Source organism: Chlamydia caviae GPIC (genome assembly GCF_000007605.1).
GTDB lineage: Bacteria > Chlamydiota > Chlamydiia > Chlamydiales > Chlamydiaceae > Chlamydia > Chlamydia caviae.
This window is the reverse complement of the sequence record NC_003361.3, coordinates 508,128-524,402: the sequence shown is the minus strand read 5'-3', so window position 1 is coordinate 524,402 and position 16,275 is coordinate 508,128. Positions and strand designations below refer to the sequence as shown.

Sequence of the window (16,275 nt, the reverse complement as noted above, 5' to 3'; positions counted from 1 at the left end):
ATATTATGACTGAAAATAGACGCATAAAAAAGGTTAATTCACTGCTTCGTGAAGCGATTGCCAATGTGATCTTAAAAGATGTAAAGCACCCGAAAATCTCTAATCAATGGATTACGGTTACTAGGGTCTGTTTGTCTAAAGATTTACATTCGGCTCGTGTCTATGTTTCTATTATGCCTCATGAAAATACATCAGCAGAAACTTTGGACGCACTAAAGGCATCGGCAGGATTCATTGCTTATAAGGCTTCTAAAGGTGTTGTGCTCAAGTATTTTCCTGAGATACATTTTTATATCGAAGATATTTTTTCTCCTCAGGATCATATAGAAAACTTGCTCTGGAAAATACGAGAACAAGATAAGAATTAATATCATCTGCTCAGAAAGATCTAACATTAACGACATCATTATGGAACTTGCTACAGAACTTAAAGAAGGTATTCTTCTAGTAGATAAGCCTCAAGGAAGAACTTCGTTTAGTCTTATTCGTACTTTAACAAAGTCAATCGGGGTAAAAAAAATTGGTCATGCAGGTACTCTCGATCCTTTTGCTACAGGCGTGATGGTCATGTTAATAGGTAGAAAATTTACACGACTTTCTGATGTTTTGTTATTTGAAGATAAAGAATACGCTGCCATTGCCCATCTAGGCACAACTACAGATTCTTACGATTGCGATGGAAAAATTGTTGGTAGGTCAAAAAAGATCCCTACCTATGAAGAGATATTAGAGGCCTCGCGATATTTTCAGGGAGAAATCCAACAAATTCCTCCCATGTTCTCTGCAAAAAAGATTAATGGGAAAAAGCTGTATGAATATGCTCGGCAGGGGTTATCCATAGAGCGGCGCCAGTCTACAGTTCAAGTGAGCTTACAAATTACAAAATATGAGTATCCCCTACTACATTTTTCTGTACAGTGTAGCAAAGGAACTTATATTCGTAGTATTGCTCATGAACTAGGAAATATGCTAGGCTGTGGAGCCTATTTGGAAGAACTTCGACGTTTACGCAGTGGAAGTTTTTCTATAGATCAATGTATTGACGGTTGTCTTTTAGACTCTCCAGACTTTGACATATCTCCTTACCTAAGAGACTTCAATGGAAATACTCTATAGTTTAGCAACGGTCCCTTCTTCTGTGGATTCTATAACTATAGGTTTTTTTGATGGTTGTCATTTAGGTCATAAGCAGTTGCTTACTGTCTTGTCTTCTTATTCAGGGACATCTGGAATCATTACCTTTGATTTACACCCTCGATCGATTTTACAACCATCCCTCCCCAAGCTAATTACAAGCACAAGGGAAAGGTTCCTGCTTCTACAGGATTTTCAGATAGATTATTTATATATCCTTCCCTTTTCGAAAAGTTTTGCTGATCAATCTGCTGAGAGCTTCATACTTTCCTTACATCAAATTTTAAAATGCAAACGTTTAATATTAGGGTACGACTCTAAATTGGGTAAGGACGGGCAAGGAGACGCTGTAACATTGAAACCTCTGGCTGATTCTTTAGGAATAGAAATCATCGAGGTTCCTCCGTATAAAATTGATAATGAGATTGTATCCAGTAAAAGAATTCGGCAATTCTTAATCCAAGGTGATTTAGATAGTGCGAATCGTCATTTAGGACATTCCTATAAATATGTAGGGAAAATCGAAACAGGTTATGGATTAGGAATACAATTAGGGGTGGCTACCATTAACCTGCCTCAAGAGCAGTGTTTGCTTCCCTATGGAGTGTATGCATGCGAAATAGAACACAATTCTATAACATACCAAGGGATTATGAATCTCGGAGAAGCCCCTACAGTAGGGAGAAATTCCTTATGTCTAGAAGCACATCTCTTTGATTTTTCGGGAAACTTATATGGTGAGACAGTTTCTGTGATTCCTAGAAAATTCCTTCGTGAAGAAAAAAAATTCCCTTCCAGAGAAGATTTATCAAAAGCTATACGTAAAGATATCGCTGAAGCTAAGGCGTTTTTTACTACTAATTATGCAAGAAAAGCATAATATCGCCGTCTTGAACAATATAGTCTCTACCTTCGGCGCGTAATCTACCCGCCTCACGGACTCCGGAGCGCCCTTCATAAGCTATCATATCTTCAAGAGTGACAACTTCTGCACGAATAAATCCTTTTTGGATGTCAGTGTGAATCTGACCTGCAGCTTCTGCAGCCGTTGATCCTATAGGAATCGTCCAAGCTCGTGTTTCTTGAGGTCCAGTCGTAAAGTAGGAAATCAATCCAAGCGTATGGTACGCAGCGCGGACTAATCGATTCAATCCCGATTCTTGAAGCCCCAGACTATTTAAAAAATCCTGACGTTCTTCTACAGGAAGAGAAATCACCTCTTCTTCCAGCTGAACACAAATAGGAACTACTTGAGCGTTTTCCTTCTTAGCCACCTCTTGAACAATAGCAACGTAATCATTATGCATAGTTGCTATAGAGTCCTCTCCGATATTGGCTATATATAACATCGGCTTTGCTGTTAAAAAAGGATAGGGCTTTAACTGTATCTGTTCTTCAGGAGATAAGTCTAATGTACGTACAGGCTGACCACTTTCTAAATGCTTAATCACTCTATCTAGCAATGGCAGGACAACCCCAAGGTCTTTTTTACCCTTAGCTTGCTTTTCTAATTTGCTATGAATACTTGTTGCTGAGGAAAAATCAGCGAAGATTAACTCAAGATTTATCACAGAAATATCATCAGCAGGATCTATCTTTCCAGAGACATGGGTAACGTCATCGTTGTCAAAGCAGCGAACAACGTGCGCTATAGCATGCGTTTCTCGAATATGAGAGAGAAACCTATTGCCTAATCCTGCGCCGTCAGCGGCCCCTTTGACCAAACCTGCTATGTCGACAAACTTCATATCGGCATAAATAACCTTCTGACTTTGACTCATCTTAGCCAAAACGTCTAAACGGTTATCAATAACCGGAACAATGCCAACATTCGGATCAATTGTACAAAAGGGATAGTTACAAGAAGCTACTTGCGCTCCAGTAAGAGCATTGAATAACCCAGACTTACCTACATTGGGAAGTCCTACAATCCCACACTCTGTATGCCCCATATGTCATCTTTTTGTAGATACTTTTAACCTTCACCTGGCGGTAGACAAGAATTCCCACAAACATCAGGACTATTGATCCAACGCTTGTGGGAGCTCGCACTAGATCCTTAGCATTCTGAACCTAGTATCTTTAGTGTGATCACTAAAAACAATAAAGGATTAGATGTTTCCTGACTAATATTTTCTTAGCAACTTACTGTTAGGTCTTTTTAAAGACTATCTAAAAAAACTTATATTAGAAAATACAAAGTTATAACAATTAAGATTCAAACCTCTAGGCTTCTCTCTTGTGAAAAACACGCTTATAAGGTAATTTTCAGATTATTCCTATTTGATGCTCTTTATCTAACTTTGGCCAAGCAATGGGTGAAAAAACAGAAAAGGCGACCCCGAAGCGTCTTAGAGACGCCAGGAAAAAAGGCCAGGTAGCAAAATCTCAAGATTTTCCTTCCGCGGTTACCTTTATCGTTTCGATGTTCACGACATTTTCTCTAGCATCGTTTTTCGCAAAACATCTTGGTAGTTTTCTAGTTTCTATTTTTAAGCAAGCCCCTATAAATCATGACCCTAAAGTCACGCTATACTATTTACAAAATTGCTTAGTTTTAATTCTAACCACTTCCCTTCCCCTACTTGGTGCTGTGGGATTTGTCGGTATTATTGTCGGATTTCTTGTTGTAGGCCCAACTTTTTCTACAGAGGTTTTTAAGCCTGACTTAAAAAAGTTCAATCCTATTGACAACTTGAAACAAAAATTCAAGGTGAAGACTTTAATCGAGTTACTGAAGTCCATTTTGAAAATTTTTGGCGCTGCGTTAATCTTATACGTTACGTTAAAAAATCGCGTGCCTTTGATCATAGAAACTGCAGGAGTCTCTCCAATTGTTATTGCTGTGATCTTTAAACAGATACTTTATAAGGCAGTCACCTCAATTGGCATTTTTTTCTTAGTCGTTGCTGTTCTTGACTTAGTGTATCAAAGAAAGAACTTCGCTAAAGAACTAAAAATGGAAAAGTTTGAGGTTAAACAGGAATTTAAGGATACAGAAGGTAATCCAGAGATTAAAGGACGCCGTCGTCAGATTGCTCAAGAAATCGCTTATGAAGACACCTCTTCTCAAATCAAACACGCGAGTGCGGTGGTCTCTAATCCCAAGGATATAGCTGTAGCTATCGGTTACATGCCGGAAAAATATAAAGCTCCGTGGATTATTGCCATGGGAATTAATTTACGTGCAAAAAGAATTATCGTAGAAGCTGAGAAATATGGTGTTCCTATTATGAGGAACGTACCTTTGGCGCATCAGCTTTGGGATGAAGGAAAAGAGTTGAAGTTTATTCCAGAGTCGACGTATGAAGCTATTGGAGAAATCCTTCTCTACATCACTTCTCTTAATGCACAAAATCCTAACAATAAAAATATTAACCAACCCGATAATCTATAATGAACAAGTTACTCAATTTTGTCAGTAGAACCTTTGGGGGAGAAGCAGCCCTAAACATGATCAATAAATCGAGTGACCTCATCCTGGCTCTATGGATGATAGGCGTCGTTTTAATGATCATCTTGCCCCTGCCTCCGACTATTGTCGACTTGATGATCACTATCAACTTGGCGGTGTCTGTCTTCCTATTGATGGTGGCTTTGTATATCCCTAGCGCTCTACAATTATCGGTTTTCCCCTCTCTACTTCTAATTACAACAATGTTTCGTTTGGGAATTAACATTTCCTCATCGAGACAGATTCTCCTTAAAGCATATGCTGGACACGTCATTCAAGCCTTCGGAGACTTTGTTGTTGGAGGGAACTACGTTGTTGGATTTATTATCTTCTTAATCATTACGATTATTCAGTTTATCGTTGTTACCAAAGGTGCTGAGCGTGTTGCCGAGGTTGCTGCGAGATTCCGATTAGATGCTATGCCTGGTAAGCAGATGGCTATTGACGCCGATTTGCGCGCAGGAATGATTGATGCTCAACAAGCTCGTGATAAACGAGGAATGATTCAGAAGGAAAGTGAGCTTTATGGAGCCATGGACGGTGCTATGAAGTTCATTAAAGGGGACGTTATCGCTGGTATCGTTATCTCTTTAATTAACATCGTTGGTGGTTTGACCATTGGTGTCGCCATGCACGGTATGGACCTTGCTCAAGCTGCACACGTCTACACTCTTTTATCTATCGGTGATGGATTAGTCTCTCAGATTCCTTCACTACTTATCTCTTTAACTGCTGGTATCGTGACTACTCGAGTTTCTAGTGACAAAAACACGAACTTGGGTAAAGAGATTTCTTCTCAATTAGTTAAAGAACCTAGAGCGTTGCTCCTCGCTGGCGCAGCAACTTTAGGTGTGGGCTTCTTTAAAGGCTTCCCACTTTGGTCATTCTCCATTCTCGCTTTCATCTTCGGCCTGCTTGGAGTTATCCTTCTTGCTAAGAAAAATAACGCCTCTAAAAAAGGTGCATCGGGAGCAACAACAACGGTGGGGGCTGCTGCCGATGGAGCAGCAACAGCTGGCGACAATCCAGACGATTATGCGCTAACCCTCCCTGTCATTTTAGAGTTAGGAAAAGATCTATCTAAGTTAATTCAACAGAGAACAAAATCTGGTCAAAGCTTCATTGATGATATGATCCCTAAAATGCGTCAGGCTTTGTATCAAGATATCGGTATCCGTTATCCAGGAATTCACGTACGTACTGATTCTCCTTCATTAGAAGGGTACGACTACATGATCCTTCTTAATGAAGTTCCTTATGTTCGAGGTAAGGTACCTCCAAATCACGTATTGACTAATGAAGTAGAAGAGAATCTTAAAAGATATAACCTCCCCTTCATTACCTATAAAAATGCTGCGGGACTACCTTCAGCTTGGGTTAGTGAAGATGCTAAAACCATTCTCGAAAAAGCAGCTATTAAATACTGGACACCTTTAGAAGTAATTATTCTTCATCTTTCGTACTTCTTCCATAGAAGCTCTCAAGAGTTCTTGGGAATTCAAGAAGTGCGCTCTATGATTGAATTTATGGAACGTTCCTTCCCTGATCTCGTTAAGGAAGTTACCCGCCTTATTCCTCTACAAAAACTTACAGAGATTTTCAAACGTCTAGTCCAAGAGCAAATCTCTATTAAGGATTTGCGCACGATTTTAGAATCATTAAGTGAATGGGCTCAGACAGAAAAAGATACCGTATTACTTACTGAATACGTACGTTCTTCTCTTAAACTCTATATTAGCTTTAAATTTTCTCAGGGCCAATCTGCAATTTCTGTCTATTTATTAGATCCAGAAATTGAAGAAATGATCCGTGGAGCAATTAAGCAAACTTCTGCGGGATCTTATCTTGCCTTGGATCCTGATTCTGTAAATCTCATCTTAAAATCTATGAGAAATACAATTACGCCAACACCTCCTGGAGGTCAGCCTCCTGTGCTGTTGACAGCAATTGACGTAAGACGATATGTAAGGAAATTAATAGAGACAGAATTCCCTGATATCGCTGTGATTTCTTATCAAGAGATTCTCCCAGAGATTCGCATCCAGCCATTAGGAAGAATTCAGATTTTCTAATAAGTATCTGTCGATTCTTAAAGAGGATATATGGCTGCATCTGGAGGAGCTGGTGGCTTAGGCGGTTCACAAGCTGTTGACGTTGCGCAAGTGCAAGCTGCAGCTGCGAAAGCTGATGCCCAAGAAGTTATCGCTAGCCAAGAGCAATCCGACATCAGTATGATTAAGGATTCTCAGGATTTATCAAATCCTCAGGCTGCGACACGTACAAAGAAAAAAGAAGAAAAATTCCAAACTCTAGAATCTAGAAGGAAAGGCGCGACTCAAGCAGAGAAAAAGTCTGAAAGCACGGGAGATAAATCCGACGCGGATCTTGCGGATAAGTATACAGAAAATAATGCTGAAATCTCAGGTCAAGATTTACGCAGTATCCGAGATTCTTTGCATGATGGTTCTTCCGAAGAAGATGTTTTAGATCTTGTAAAATCTAAGTTCTCTGATCCTGCGCTTCAAAGTGTTGCCCTAGATTATTTAGTCCAGACAACACCAGCTTCTAAAGGAGCTTTAAAAGACACCTTAATCAGGGCACAACAAAACCACATGCAACAAAATCGACAAGCTGTTGTTGGTGGTAAAAATATTCTATTTGCCTCTCAAGAGTATGCATCTTTATTAAATACCTCTGCTCCAGGATTACGTGCTCTTTATCTTGAGGTAACGTCTGATTTCCATTCTTGTGAGCAATTACTAACATCTCTCCAGTCACGTTATAGTTACGAAGAAATGGGCACTGTTTCCTCTTTCATACTTAAGGGGATGGCTGCTGATTTAAAATCTGAAGGATCTTCAATTCCAGCTCCGAAACTACAGGTGATGATGACAGAAACTCGTAACCTTCAAGCTGTGCTTACTGGTTATCATTTCTTTGAGACAAAGCTACCAACACTTACCGCATCTTTAAAAGCCGATGGGGTAACAGTTCCGGATCTTAAATTTGATAAAGTAGCCGATACTTTCTTTAAGTTAATCAATGATAAATTCCCTACGGCTTCAAAAATGGAGCGCGGTGTCCGTGACCTTATTGGCGACGATACAGAAGCTGTTACAGGGATGCTCAACCTCTTCTTTGTTGCTTTAAGGGGGACATCCCCAAGATTATTTGCTTCAGCAGAAAAGCGTCAGCAATTAGGCACAATGATGGCTAATGCTTTAGATGCTGTGAATATTAACAACGAAGATTACCCAAAATCTACAGACTTCCCCAAACCTTATCCCTGGTCTTAATTTTTACGGATTATCATGCAAAATCAATTCGAACAACTTCTCGAGTCTTTAGGAACAAAACTGAATACCTCTTTGGTTCCTGATAAAAACCAAGCATGTCTGATTCGTTTTAGCGCTACTCAGGTTCCCGTACAACTTGAAGAAGATGGTAATTCTGGTGATATTGCTGTAGGTACAATCCTTGGACCGCTTCCTGAAAATGTATTCCGTGAACGCATTTTCAAAGCTGCTCTTTCTGTAAACGCCTCTCCTCAATCAAACATTAAAGGGATTCTTGGCTATGGAGAAATTTCTCAACAGCTATATCTATCTGATGTTTTAAATATGAGCTATCTGAATGGGGATAAGCTTTTCCACTACTTAAATCTTTTTTCGATGCATGCAAAAATTTGGATTGCTGCTTTAGAAACTGGCAATCTTCCTGATCTACATGTCTTAGGTATGTACCATCTATAATATTACTGACAGCAGCAAGTTTGTCTAAACATGTACGCCCTACGCTTGTATGATTTATGACTCCATTTTCTAAAGCTCTACGTTGTATCCAGAATTCTCCAGCAAAGCAAAGCTGGAAAACTCTAGGAATCATGCCCAAACATGGGATTTGCCTTCCTCTATTTTCCCTACATACAAGAAATAGCTGTGGTATCGGAGAGTTTTTAGATCTCATTCCTATGATCTCCTGGTGCCGAAAACACGGATTTCAAATCATACAAATTCTTCCTATTAACGATAGCGGTGAAGATAGCAGCCCGTACAATAGCATATCTTCAGTAGCACTCAACCCCCTGTATCTTTCCTTAGCAAGCCTTCCCCATGCCCAATCAGTTGCCTATGCGAATGCTAAGCTAAGAACTATGCAGCAGCTCTCTAAACTGCCCTACGTACATTATCCACAAGTCAAAGCTGCTAAATGGGAGTTCCTCCGTGACTATTACCAATATGTCGTCAAAATCGGAGCTTTAAAAGACGAAGATTTCGAAATTTTTTGTGAAAAGGAAAAGTATTGGCTACGCCCCTACACAGTATTTCGCTCTATTAAATACCACCTAAAAGGAGCCCCAGTAAACAACTGGCCCAAAGCCTACACAGACATTAAGAACTTCACGGAATTTGAAAAACAATTTCAAGATGAGTGCAGCTTTTTTTCCTATCTGCAATATCTCTGCTTTCAGCAAATGTCCCAGGTAAAAGCTTTTGCAGATGATAACCACGTTTTCCTTAAAGGAGATCTTCCCATCCTTATCAGTAAGGATAGTTGTGATGTTTGGTATTATAGACAGTTCTTTTCCTCTTCAGGATCTGCTGGAGCCCCTCCAGATATTTACAATACAGAAGGGCAAAACTGGCATCTTCCTATCTATAATATGCATAACCTTGTTCAAGATAACTACACTTGGTGGAAAGCTCGTCTACGTTATGCAGAAAATTTTTATTCTCTATACAGGCTGGATCATATCGTAGGGCTCTTTCGCTTGTGGGTGTGGGATACTTCAGGAAATGGAAAATTTCAACCTGACGACCCTAAAGAATATCTCCCCCAGGGAACGGATATACTGACGCAGATTCTACGTGCATCTCGTATGCTTCCCATAGGAGAAGACCTTGGAAGCGTACCTACTGATGTCAAAGAAACATTAGTAAAACTAGGGATATGTGGAACGAGAATTCCTCGATGGGAGCGTAATTGGGAAGGAGATGGAAACTTTATTCCTCTAGGGGAATATTCCCCACTTTCAGTAACCTCATTATCTACGCATGATTCCGACACGCTGGCTCTTTGGTGGCGGCACGCTCCGAAAGAAGCTCAAAAATTTGCACAATTTCTAGGAATGTTTTTCACCCCGGTCCTAGCTGAGGAAGATCAAAAACATATTCTCACGTTGTCTCATAAGACTTCGTCTATTTTTCACATTAATTTAATTAATGACTACCTTGCTCTCTGTCCCGATTTAGTATCCAATAATCTAAAGTATGAACGCATAAATATGCCAGGGACCGTATCAAAAAATAATTGGGTTTACAGGATCAAACCTTCCGTGGAAGAAATCCTGACTCATGATGCATTCAACGCAAATATAGCGGATATCTTTTCCAAGATTTAGATCTTACTATTTTAAGAAAAATCAAGAAAAATTTTCTTTTTAAGTAGCTATAATTAAAATTTTTTGAAGAAAAAATCTTTCAGATATATCAGAAAATGTCTAACATGGATTCTTTTCAATTATATATGTCTTATTCTTGCGATAACGACGAAGTTAATGTAGGGAAATCATGTCAAGAAAGTGTCCACTTACTGGAAAAAGACCTCGCCGTGGCAATAGCTACACCATCCGAGGTATTGCGAAAAAGAAAAAAGGAATTGGTTTAAAAGTTACAGGGAAAACCCCACGCCGTTTCTTCCCTAATATGATCACCAAGAGACTTTGGTCTACAGAAGAGAACAAGTTCCTTAAACTTAAAATCTCCACCTCTGCCCTACGTCTTATCGACAAGCTTGGCTTAGAGAAAGTAATCGCAAGAGCTAAAAGCAAAGGCTTATAGTCTTTATAACAAAGGGGAATGGCTATGTCTTCCTTAAGACGTCTTGTTTCCCTTTTGCGTTCCCAAAACGACCTTATCGATATCTTTGCTCCTGTAGATCCTTATTTGGAGCTCCCTGAGATTCATCGTAGGGTCATTGAAAATCAGGGTCCCGCTCTTTTATTTCATAATGTTCAAGGGGCTTCTTTCCCTGTTCTTACCAATCTCTTTGGCACGCAAAAGCGTGTAGATCAGATCTTTTCTAAGGTCCCTAAAGGTTTAATTCCTCAAGTCATTCATTTACTATCTTCTCCTCCTAAGCTATCGCAGTTATGGAAACATCGCAATTTGTTACTTCGAGGGCTATCTCTAGGGTTACGCAAAGCGCGTTTCCTAAAATTTCCTCATAAGAAGATGGCTTCTGTAGATTTACATCAGTTGCCTATGCTGACAAGCTGGCCTGAAGATGGGGGTGCTTTTCTTACACTTCCTTTGGTCTATACGGAATCTCCTAGTTCTAAAATTCCTAACTTAGGAATGTATCGCATGCAAAGGTTTGATCGCGATACTTTAGGCTTGCATTTCCAAATCCAAAAAGGTGGTGGGATGCATTTTTATGAAGCAGAACAAAAGAATGAAAACCTTCCGGTTACTGTATTTTTATCAGGGAATCCCTTCTTGATACTTTCTGCAATAGCTCCTTTACCTGAAAACATCTCAGAACTTCTCCTTTGTACATTTTTACAAGGATCAAAATTGCATTATAAAAATGATCCTGATACCCCTCATCCCCTACTTTATGATTCTGAATTTATCCTGATAGGAGAGGGTATTTGCAATGAACGTAGGCCTGAAGGCCCTTTCGGAGATCATTTTGGTTATTATAGCCTTCAACATGACTTCCCAGCATTTAAATGTAGGAAGATCTATCATCGAAAAGACGCTATTTATCCTGCGACAATCGTAGGCAAACCTTATCAAGAAGATTTCTATTTAGGAAATAAGCTTCAGGAATACCTCTCGCCTTTATTCCCTATGGTCATGCCAGGAGTCAGACAGTTAAAAAGTTACGGAGAAGCAGGATTTCATGCATTAACAGGAGCTGTTGTTAAAGAGCGTTATTGGAAAGAATCCCTAGCAACCTCTTTAAGGATTCTTGGAGAAGGACAATTATCGCTAACAAAATTCCTGATGATTACAGATCACCACGTGGATCTCGATAACTTCCCTAAACTTCTAGAAACCATACTATCACGCATTGTTCCCGAGCGTGATTTGATTATCTTTTCGGAAACATCAAATGACACCCTAGATTATACAGGACCTAAATTAAATAAAGGCTCTAAAGCTATTTTCATGGGCATAGGCCCCGCAATTCGTGATCTTCCACATAAATATCGGGGAAAATCTCTCCCTAATATCACTAATATGGGAACTTTTTGTCCTGGTTGTCTCGTTTTAGAAACTACACTACAACAAGTAAATATTGATGCGTTATTAAATCACCCCGACCTCAGCTCGTGGCCTCTCGTTGTTCTTACAGAAAATCTAAACGAGACACTAGCCAGCTCGAAAGATTTTCTTTGGAAAACATTTACACGTCTCGCACCAGCGACAGATCTACATGTTCGTTTTAGTAATGTCGCCCATCATAGACCAAACTATACCTTCCCGATCTTACTTAATTCACTCATGAAGCCTCACTATCCCAAAGAAGTCGAAGCCGATGAAACAACTATTCAAAAAGTTTCTCATCGATGGAATGAGTATTTCCCTAAATACTAATCTTAATTATTCTATCTAGTTTTATTAAGTTTTCTTTAAAAATAGTGATTTTTTTTATAATAAAACTTTTATTACTAATTTTTAAAAGAAAAAGCAACTAACTATATGAAAAAGAAAACAAAATCGAAATTAAAAATCCTTTTAACTATAGGATCACTATTATTCTTTGGTCTTCTTACAAAATCGCAAGCTCCCGATACATTTCAAACCTTTACTGCTTCGCAAGAGCCTGTAATTTATTCCAAGCAGTGTGGGGATGACACTCTTAAGGTGCTTTGCGATGCTATAGACTCTGCCCAGACAAGCATATTTCTTCGTATTTATCGTCTGAGCGCTCCTGAGATTTTTACAAGCCTCGCCAATCAAGCTAGGGCAAAACGTAATGTTGCGATTCATTATGAAAAGATAGCAAAGATTAAGGAGTTCCCCAAAAACAGGCATGTGACTTTAGTTGAGCATCCTGCAGAGGGAAGAAAGCTAATGCATCAAAAAGCACTAGCAATAGATGACAAACATGCTTGGCTAGGATCAGCAAACTATACACATACTTCCTTTCTTCAAGATAGCAACTTGATCATTGGTTTAAAAAGTAAGGAACTTTGTCGCTACATTAAGGATGAATCTTGTGGGCAATGTGTGATTCATGGCCAAAATGCACAATATTTTTCTCTACCTGGGGACCAAGGAAAGGCTTTATCAGCGGTATTGCGGACATTGAGAACAGCGCAAAAAACCATCCGTTTGGCTATGTTTGCCTTAACCTATCCTCCAGTATTTCGTGAGCTTAATGAAGCAAAAAAACGTGGTGTAGATGTAAAAATCCTGATTGATAAAGATTTTAAGAAATTATCGATAAAGCAGATTCAAGCTTTAAAAGATTCTAATCTCTCACTACACACAAAAACAACACGTTATCGTCTACATCATAAATTTGCTGTTGTAGATCAAAAAATTCTCATTGCGGGGTCTGTAAACTGGTCAGAAGCTGGTTTTTGCATAAATTCAGAAGACATGCTTATCCTAGATAATCTTACAGACAAGCAGCTAAAGAAATTGGACAAAATCTGGAAAGATTTAGAGAAACAAAGTTCCCTAACCTATCCAGTTAGTGATGGAGATGAAAAGGTCATTCAGCTGCCTGAAGAAAAATGCGCTGCTTAACACTCATCATCTTTATGCCAGAATAATAGGGAGGCCATATCCAAGACTCCTCTATTGCGAGCAATAACCCAAGCCTCTGCAGCATCAGCAATAGCCTGAGCTGCAGATGCCCCTATCTTCACAGGCTTCTTACTACTAGCAATATGGAAAGTTTTCCCTTGTTTTGAAGATTCTTCATTATCTTCTTCGTTATCTTCTTCTTCTTTTAAACCAGCATTTTTCAAACTTTGAAAGTCTAAATCTACATTTCGCAATTGAGATAGGAGCACTTTTGCTTGTTTGCGGTTAAGAATTTTAAACCGATGTTTTCTCTTTCTTTTGTCTTTTTCTTGATCAGTAATAGCAAGCAAAGCCAAACGCATAGCTTCATTTTTAGCTATTTCATCAGAAATCTTCTGATTTAAAGGTATATTGCTATGAGGATCTTTATTTACTCCTTGAGGAGGTAATGCTCCATAAGGATCAAAGGGTAGTATGCGCACTGTAATCTCCCTAACCTAACTCCTTAGATTTGCTTTTTTCATCTCCACCAGAAAAACGCCTGTTATCTTGATCCCGATTTTGTCCTGAAAATCCTCCACCGGATCCTCCCCCATCATCGTGCACGGAAGCAGCCTCAGGTTTTCCTTGAACCCCTAGACGCGATGAAGAAGCGAATGGTTGTGGGGATCTAAAAATCAAAGGTGGATCTATAGCCACGTTACGGTATTGATAAATTAAGGGATCTGGAGGTGCTCCAGGCCCCTTTCTCTTCTCAACTTCGTGTTTATACTCAGATAAAGAACGAGGTAGCGGGGCTAGTAAAGACATCCCCTGATGAGAAGAAAATAAATAGGCCGAACTTACCGTATCAAATCCCATAGCCCCTGCGGAGGGATTGTATCTCGGCACTGGGTTTTCTTCAGAAACTGGTGAAAATACCGGGTCCACATCGGACAAAGCAGAAAAGCTTACAGCTCCCTCATCAGTGAGATCTGGCACACGATCATCGGAAGAGGGATGCAGAGGAAAACGGTAGGGTTTTTCACTGTGTTCCGTAAATGTTGGAGAAACTTTTACCATATTTCCGGATATATGCGGAGAAGAAAAATTGGTATGCCCTTGATTACTAGAGATTCCTATAGGAGAATGCTGCGGTTTATCATTATAACTGTGTATCACTGTTCCAGAAAATTTTGGAGCTGGGAAGTTTGTACTCCCTCCTGACCACGTAGCCCCTAAAGGCACATAAACAGATGAAGGAGCTCCAGAAGCAAGCAAACTCTCCATCATTTTTGCTAAGGCAAGTTGATCTTTTATAAGATCTTCCCGACTTTCTTTCTTTTCAGCTTCTTTAGTCGCGGTCTCTAAAATCCCCGATCCCTCTAGGTCCACCTCTTCTAGCTTTCCAGCATCGCGACCCGAATCAATAATTTTTGTATTTTTTGAAGTATTTTCTGCCCGAGTATCTGTGCTAAGACTACGATTCTCTAAATCCGATAGATCTACCATACCCTCGTTGCCTACAAGAGATGCTCTGCGTAATAAAGAAGAAGTCTCTATATTGGGATCTAAGATTGTGCTAATCATTTCCCCACCTAGACGATTTACTGTCCAAGCAGTCACTGTAGATTCCGTTATGGGTGTTCTAGCCGTCTGAAATGAACCAAATGAAGCTATAGAAGAAGTTTCTGCGGCACTGATATCTTCCCTTAATCCAGAGAGTGAGCCTAAGGATGTGGAACGTAACGACTCTAGAGAAAGCTTAGAAACATCAGATGAGGTATCGCTAATTCCCGATGCATCTAGATAAAATCCTTGCATTTCCGGGGAAATGCGGTTTCCCTTCTTACCGACCATTTCCATATCGCTAGGCAACATGGATCTCCCCTCTCCACCAGCTTCTGCCTTACGGGCAGAAACTCTAGAGGCTCGCGTACCAAACCCCGAGAGAAATCCCTGAATACTCGCACGCACCTTGGAAAAGCTTCCACGCAACTTTGATTTAGGAGATGATGAGGCTTTTTCCTGAGTCTTTCGGTATTTTCCCTCATTAATCTGCAGATCCGTTTCATAATTTGCAGTGGCTCCAGACTGGATCATAGCCTCCTGTTTTCTAGAAGAAGCCTCTTGTGTCTCAGAAAATATAGATTCTTTAGGTCCTGATAATGACTCAGGCTGCTTCCCCATAATTGCGGGGTCCCACTTATCAGGTCCTGAAGGAGAAATATTGCTATTTCCAGAAATTGCCATAATTTATTCTCAGAGTTTTTAAAAAATACCCATTAGTTATGTTTTAATTTTAAAATAAAAAATAATTAATTCAAAAAAAAGAACTTAAGAAGAATTTAAAAGAGAAAAAAACAAAAAAAAACGCAAGGTGGCGGCACCTTGCGAAAAAACTTAAAAATAAGAGGAGAGGGAAAAAGAGCCGGTAAATGCAAGAAAGTGCATCGCTGTCGTTCCAGATGAGGTACTCGTACCAAACTGTCCAGCAATATTAAGATTGTGGAGATCTTAATATTGCGGCAGCTTCTGGAGCGCAAAAATTAGCCCAGACTACCCACAACCTTATTACGGGTTTGTCCCGTTCTGCAAGTTTTTATTAGCTCTTAACGTTCAGACCTATAGCTTTATGGAATACTTTCCGAAATTATTCATATCAGTGAAAACAAAACCGTCCTGATAATTAAAAATTAAAACACGATTCGTATCCTGATCTTTCCTAGCTAATAGGGAACGTACTAAATTATCATACTCCTCGGCACGATGGCGAAGCTGCTTTTGATCTTTAGAAATAAATAACTTAGACTTCTTTCCTTGTAATTTTTTAGGCTTGTTCAGAAGCTGTTCTGTCTTCTTCTGAATCACCCGAGACAAATCCCGTTTACTTCTTTTCTTCTTTGTCCCGCTCATAGAAATAAAAACTTTCTAATAAAACCT

Annotated in this window: 15 protein-coding genes; 11 read left to right on the top strand and 4 right to left on the bottom strand. The window is 39.5% G+C overall.

Annotated elements, in window-relative coordinates:
• The first annotated feature begins 5 nt into the window (after positions 1 to 5).
• From rbfA to CCA_RS02325, 3 genes are read left to right on the top strand one after another with little or no spacing between them, the layout of a single operon-like run.
• Positions 6 to 368: a 30S ribosome-binding factor RbfA gene (rbfA, locus tag CCA_RS02335; protein ID WP_011006425.1), complete on the top strand. Its 363-nt coding sequence runs from the start codon at positions 6 to 8 to the stop codon at positions 366 to 368.
• Between the two features lie 40 nt (positions 369 to 408).
• Positions 409 to 1,116 carry a tRNA pseudouridine(55) synthase TruB gene (gene truB / locus CCA_RS02330; RefSeq protein WP_041462211.1) on the top strand — a complete coding sequence of 236 codons (708 nt, stop codon included), beginning with the start codon at positions 409 to 411 and terminating at the stop codon, positions 1,114 to 1,116.
• Positions 1,100 to 2,014: a bifunctional riboflavin kinase/FAD synthetase gene (locus CCA_RS02325; protein WP_011006424.1), complete on the top strand. Its 915-nt coding sequence runs from the start codon at positions 1,100 to 1,102 to the stop codon at positions 2,012 to 2,014. Before truB ends, CCA_RS02325 begins: the two co-directional genes overlap by 17 nt.
• Here the strand turns inward: CCA_RS02325 and ychF are convergent.
• Positions 1,992 to 3,086 carry a redox-regulated ATPase YchF gene (gene ychF / locus CCA_RS02320; protein ID WP_011006423.1) on the bottom strand — a complete coding sequence of 365 codons (1,095 nt, stop codon included), beginning with the start codon at positions 3,084 to 3,086 and terminating at the stop codon, positions 1,992 to 1,994. The genes CCA_RS02325 and ychF overlap by 23 nt on opposite strands.
• A gap of 362 nt (positions 3,087 to 3,448) precedes the next feature.
• On the opposite strand from ychF, the gene sctU reads away from it, so the two are divergent.
• The 8 genes from sctU (at position 3,449) to CCA_RS02280 (ending at position 13,353) form a co-directional block, all read left to right on the top strand.
• The gene (gene sctU, locus CCA_RS02315; protein WP_011006422.1) at positions 3,449 to 4,531 is read left to right on the top strand and encodes a type III secretion system export apparatus subunit SctU; all 1,083 of its coding nucleotides are present in this window, start codon (positions 3,449 to 3,451) and stop codon (positions 4,529 to 4,531) included.
• On the top strand, positions 4,531 to 6,660 hold the full coding sequence (sctV, locus tag CCA_RS02310) for a type III secretion system export apparatus subunit SctV (protein ID WP_011006421.1): 2,130 nt from the start codon (positions 4,531 to 4,533) through the stop codon (positions 6,658 to 6,660). The genes sctU and sctV overlap by 1 nt, the downstream gene beginning before the upstream one ends.
• A 30-nt stretch (positions 6,661 to 6,690) precedes the next feature.
• The gene (sctW, locus tag CCA_RS02305) at positions 6,691 to 7,884 is read left to right on the top strand and encodes a type III secretion system gatekeeper subunit SctW (protein ID WP_011006420.1); all 1,194 of its coding nucleotides are present in this window, start codon (positions 6,691 to 6,693) and stop codon (positions 7,882 to 7,884) included.
• A gap of 15 nt (positions 7,885 to 7,899) precedes the next feature.
• Positions 7,900 to 8,340 (top strand): CesT family type III secretion system chaperone, encoded by a 441-nt coding sequence (locus CCA_RS02300; RefSeq protein ID WP_011006419.1) that lies wholly within the window; start codon positions 7,900 to 7,902, stop codon positions 8,338 to 8,340.
• 56 nt (positions 8,341 to 8,396) lie between these two features.
• Entirely contained in the window at positions 8,397 to 9,989 is a 1,593-nt protein-coding gene (locus CCA_RS02295; protein ID WP_011006418.1) for a 4-alpha-glucanotransferase, read from the top strand.
• A 169-nt stretch (positions 9,990 to 10,158) separates the two neighbouring features.
• Complete coding sequence (gene rpmB / locus CCA_RS02290; RefSeq protein WP_011006417.1) at positions 10,159 to 10,428, top strand: 50S ribosomal protein L28; 270 nt, start codon at positions 10,159 to 10,161, stop codon at positions 10,426 to 10,428.
• Positions 10,429 to 10,452: 24 nt separating this feature from the next.
• Positions 10,453 to 12,192 (top strand): menaquinone biosynthesis decarboxylase, encoded by a 1,740-nt coding sequence (locus CCA_RS02285; RefSeq protein WP_041462210.1) that lies wholly within the window; start codon positions 10,453 to 10,455, stop codon positions 12,190 to 12,192.
• Between the two features lie 105 nt (positions 12,193 to 12,297).
• Positions 12,298 to 13,353, top strand: coding sequence for a phospholipase D-like domain-containing protein (locus CCA_RS02280; protein WP_011006415.1), 1,056 nt, complete (start codon positions 12,298 to 12,300; stop codon positions 13,351 to 13,353).
• On the opposite strand, the gene CCA_RS02275 is transcribed toward CCA_RS02280, so the two are convergent.
• The 3 genes from CCA_RS02275 to ltuB form a co-directional block, all read right to left on the bottom strand.
• A complete protein-coding gene (locus tag CCA_RS02275) occupies positions 13,350 to 13,835 on the bottom strand; it encodes a hypothetical protein (protein ID WP_011006414.1) in 486 nt (161 codons plus the stop codon). The genes CCA_RS02280 and CCA_RS02275 overlap by 4 nt on opposite strands.
• Before the next feature lie 10 nt (positions 13,836 to 13,845).
• Positions 13,846 to 15,585 (bottom strand): hypothetical protein, encoded by a 1,740-nt coding sequence (locus CCA_RS02270; RefSeq protein WP_011006413.1) that lies wholly within the window; start codon positions 15,583 to 15,585, stop codon positions 13,846 to 13,848.
• 372 nt (positions 15,586 to 15,957) lie between these two features.
• On the bottom strand, positions 15,958 to 16,248 hold the full coding sequence (gene ltuB, locus CCA_RS02265; RefSeq protein WP_011006412.1) for a late transcription unit protein LtuB: 291 nt from the start codon (positions 16,246 to 16,248) through the stop codon (positions 15,958 to 15,960).
• Positions 16,249 to 16,275: the final 27 nt, after the last annotated feature.

Bases quoted from the DNA above. Each gene is read 5' to 3' on its own strand.
- CCA_RS02285 (WP_041462210.1), top strand. From the start codon at position 10,453: ATGTCTTCCTTAAGACGTCTTGTTTCCCTTTTGCGTTCCCAAAACGAC.
- rbfA (WP_011006425.1), top strand. From the start codon at position 6: ATGACTGAAAATAGACGCATAAAAAAGGTTAATTCACTGCTTCGTGAA.
- rpmB (WP_011006417.1), top strand. From the start codon at position 10,159: ATGTCAAGAAAGTGTCCACTTACTGGAAAAAGACCTCGCCGTGGCAAT.
- truB (WP_041462211.1), top strand. From the start codon at position 409: ATGGAACTTGCTACAGAACTTAAAGAAGGTATTCTTCTAGTAGATAAG.
- ychF (WP_011006423.1), bottom strand. From the start codon at position 3,086: ATGGGGCATACAGAGTGTGGGATTGTAGGACTTCCCAATGTAGGTAAG.
- sctV (WP_011006421.1), top strand. From the start codon at position 4,531: ATGAACAAGTTACTCAATTTTGTCAGTAGAACCTTTGGGGGAGAAGCA.
- CCA_RS02270 (WP_011006413.1), bottom strand. From the start codon at position 15,585: ATGGCAATTTCTGGAAATAGCAATATTTCTCCTTCAGGACCTGATAAG.
- sctU (WP_011006422.1), top strand. From the start codon at position 3,449: ATGGGTGAAAAAACAGAAAAGGCGACCCCGAAGCGTCTTAGAGACGCC.
- CCA_RS02325 (WP_011006424.1), top strand. From the start codon at position 1,100: ATGGAAATACTCTATAGTTTAGCAACGGTCCCTTCTTCTGTGGATTCT.
- CCA_RS02295 (WP_011006418.1), top strand. From the start codon at position 8,397: ATGACTCCATTTTCTAAAGCTCTACGTTGTATCCAGAATTCTCCAGCA.
- sctW (WP_011006420.1), top strand. From the start codon at position 6,691: ATGGCTGCATCTGGAGGAGCTGGTGGCTTAGGCGGTTCACAAGCTGTT.
- CCA_RS02280 (WP_011006415.1), top strand. From the start codon at position 12,298: ATGAAAAAGAAAACAAAATCGAAATTAAAAATCCTTTTAACTATAGGA.
- ltuB (WP_011006412.1), bottom strand. From the start codon at position 16,248: ATGAGCGGGACAAAGAAGAAAAGAAGTAAACGGGATTTGTCTCGGGTG.
- CCA_RS02300 (WP_011006419.1), top strand. From the start codon at position 7,900: ATGCAAAATCAATTCGAACAACTTCTCGAGTCTTTAGGAACAAAACTG.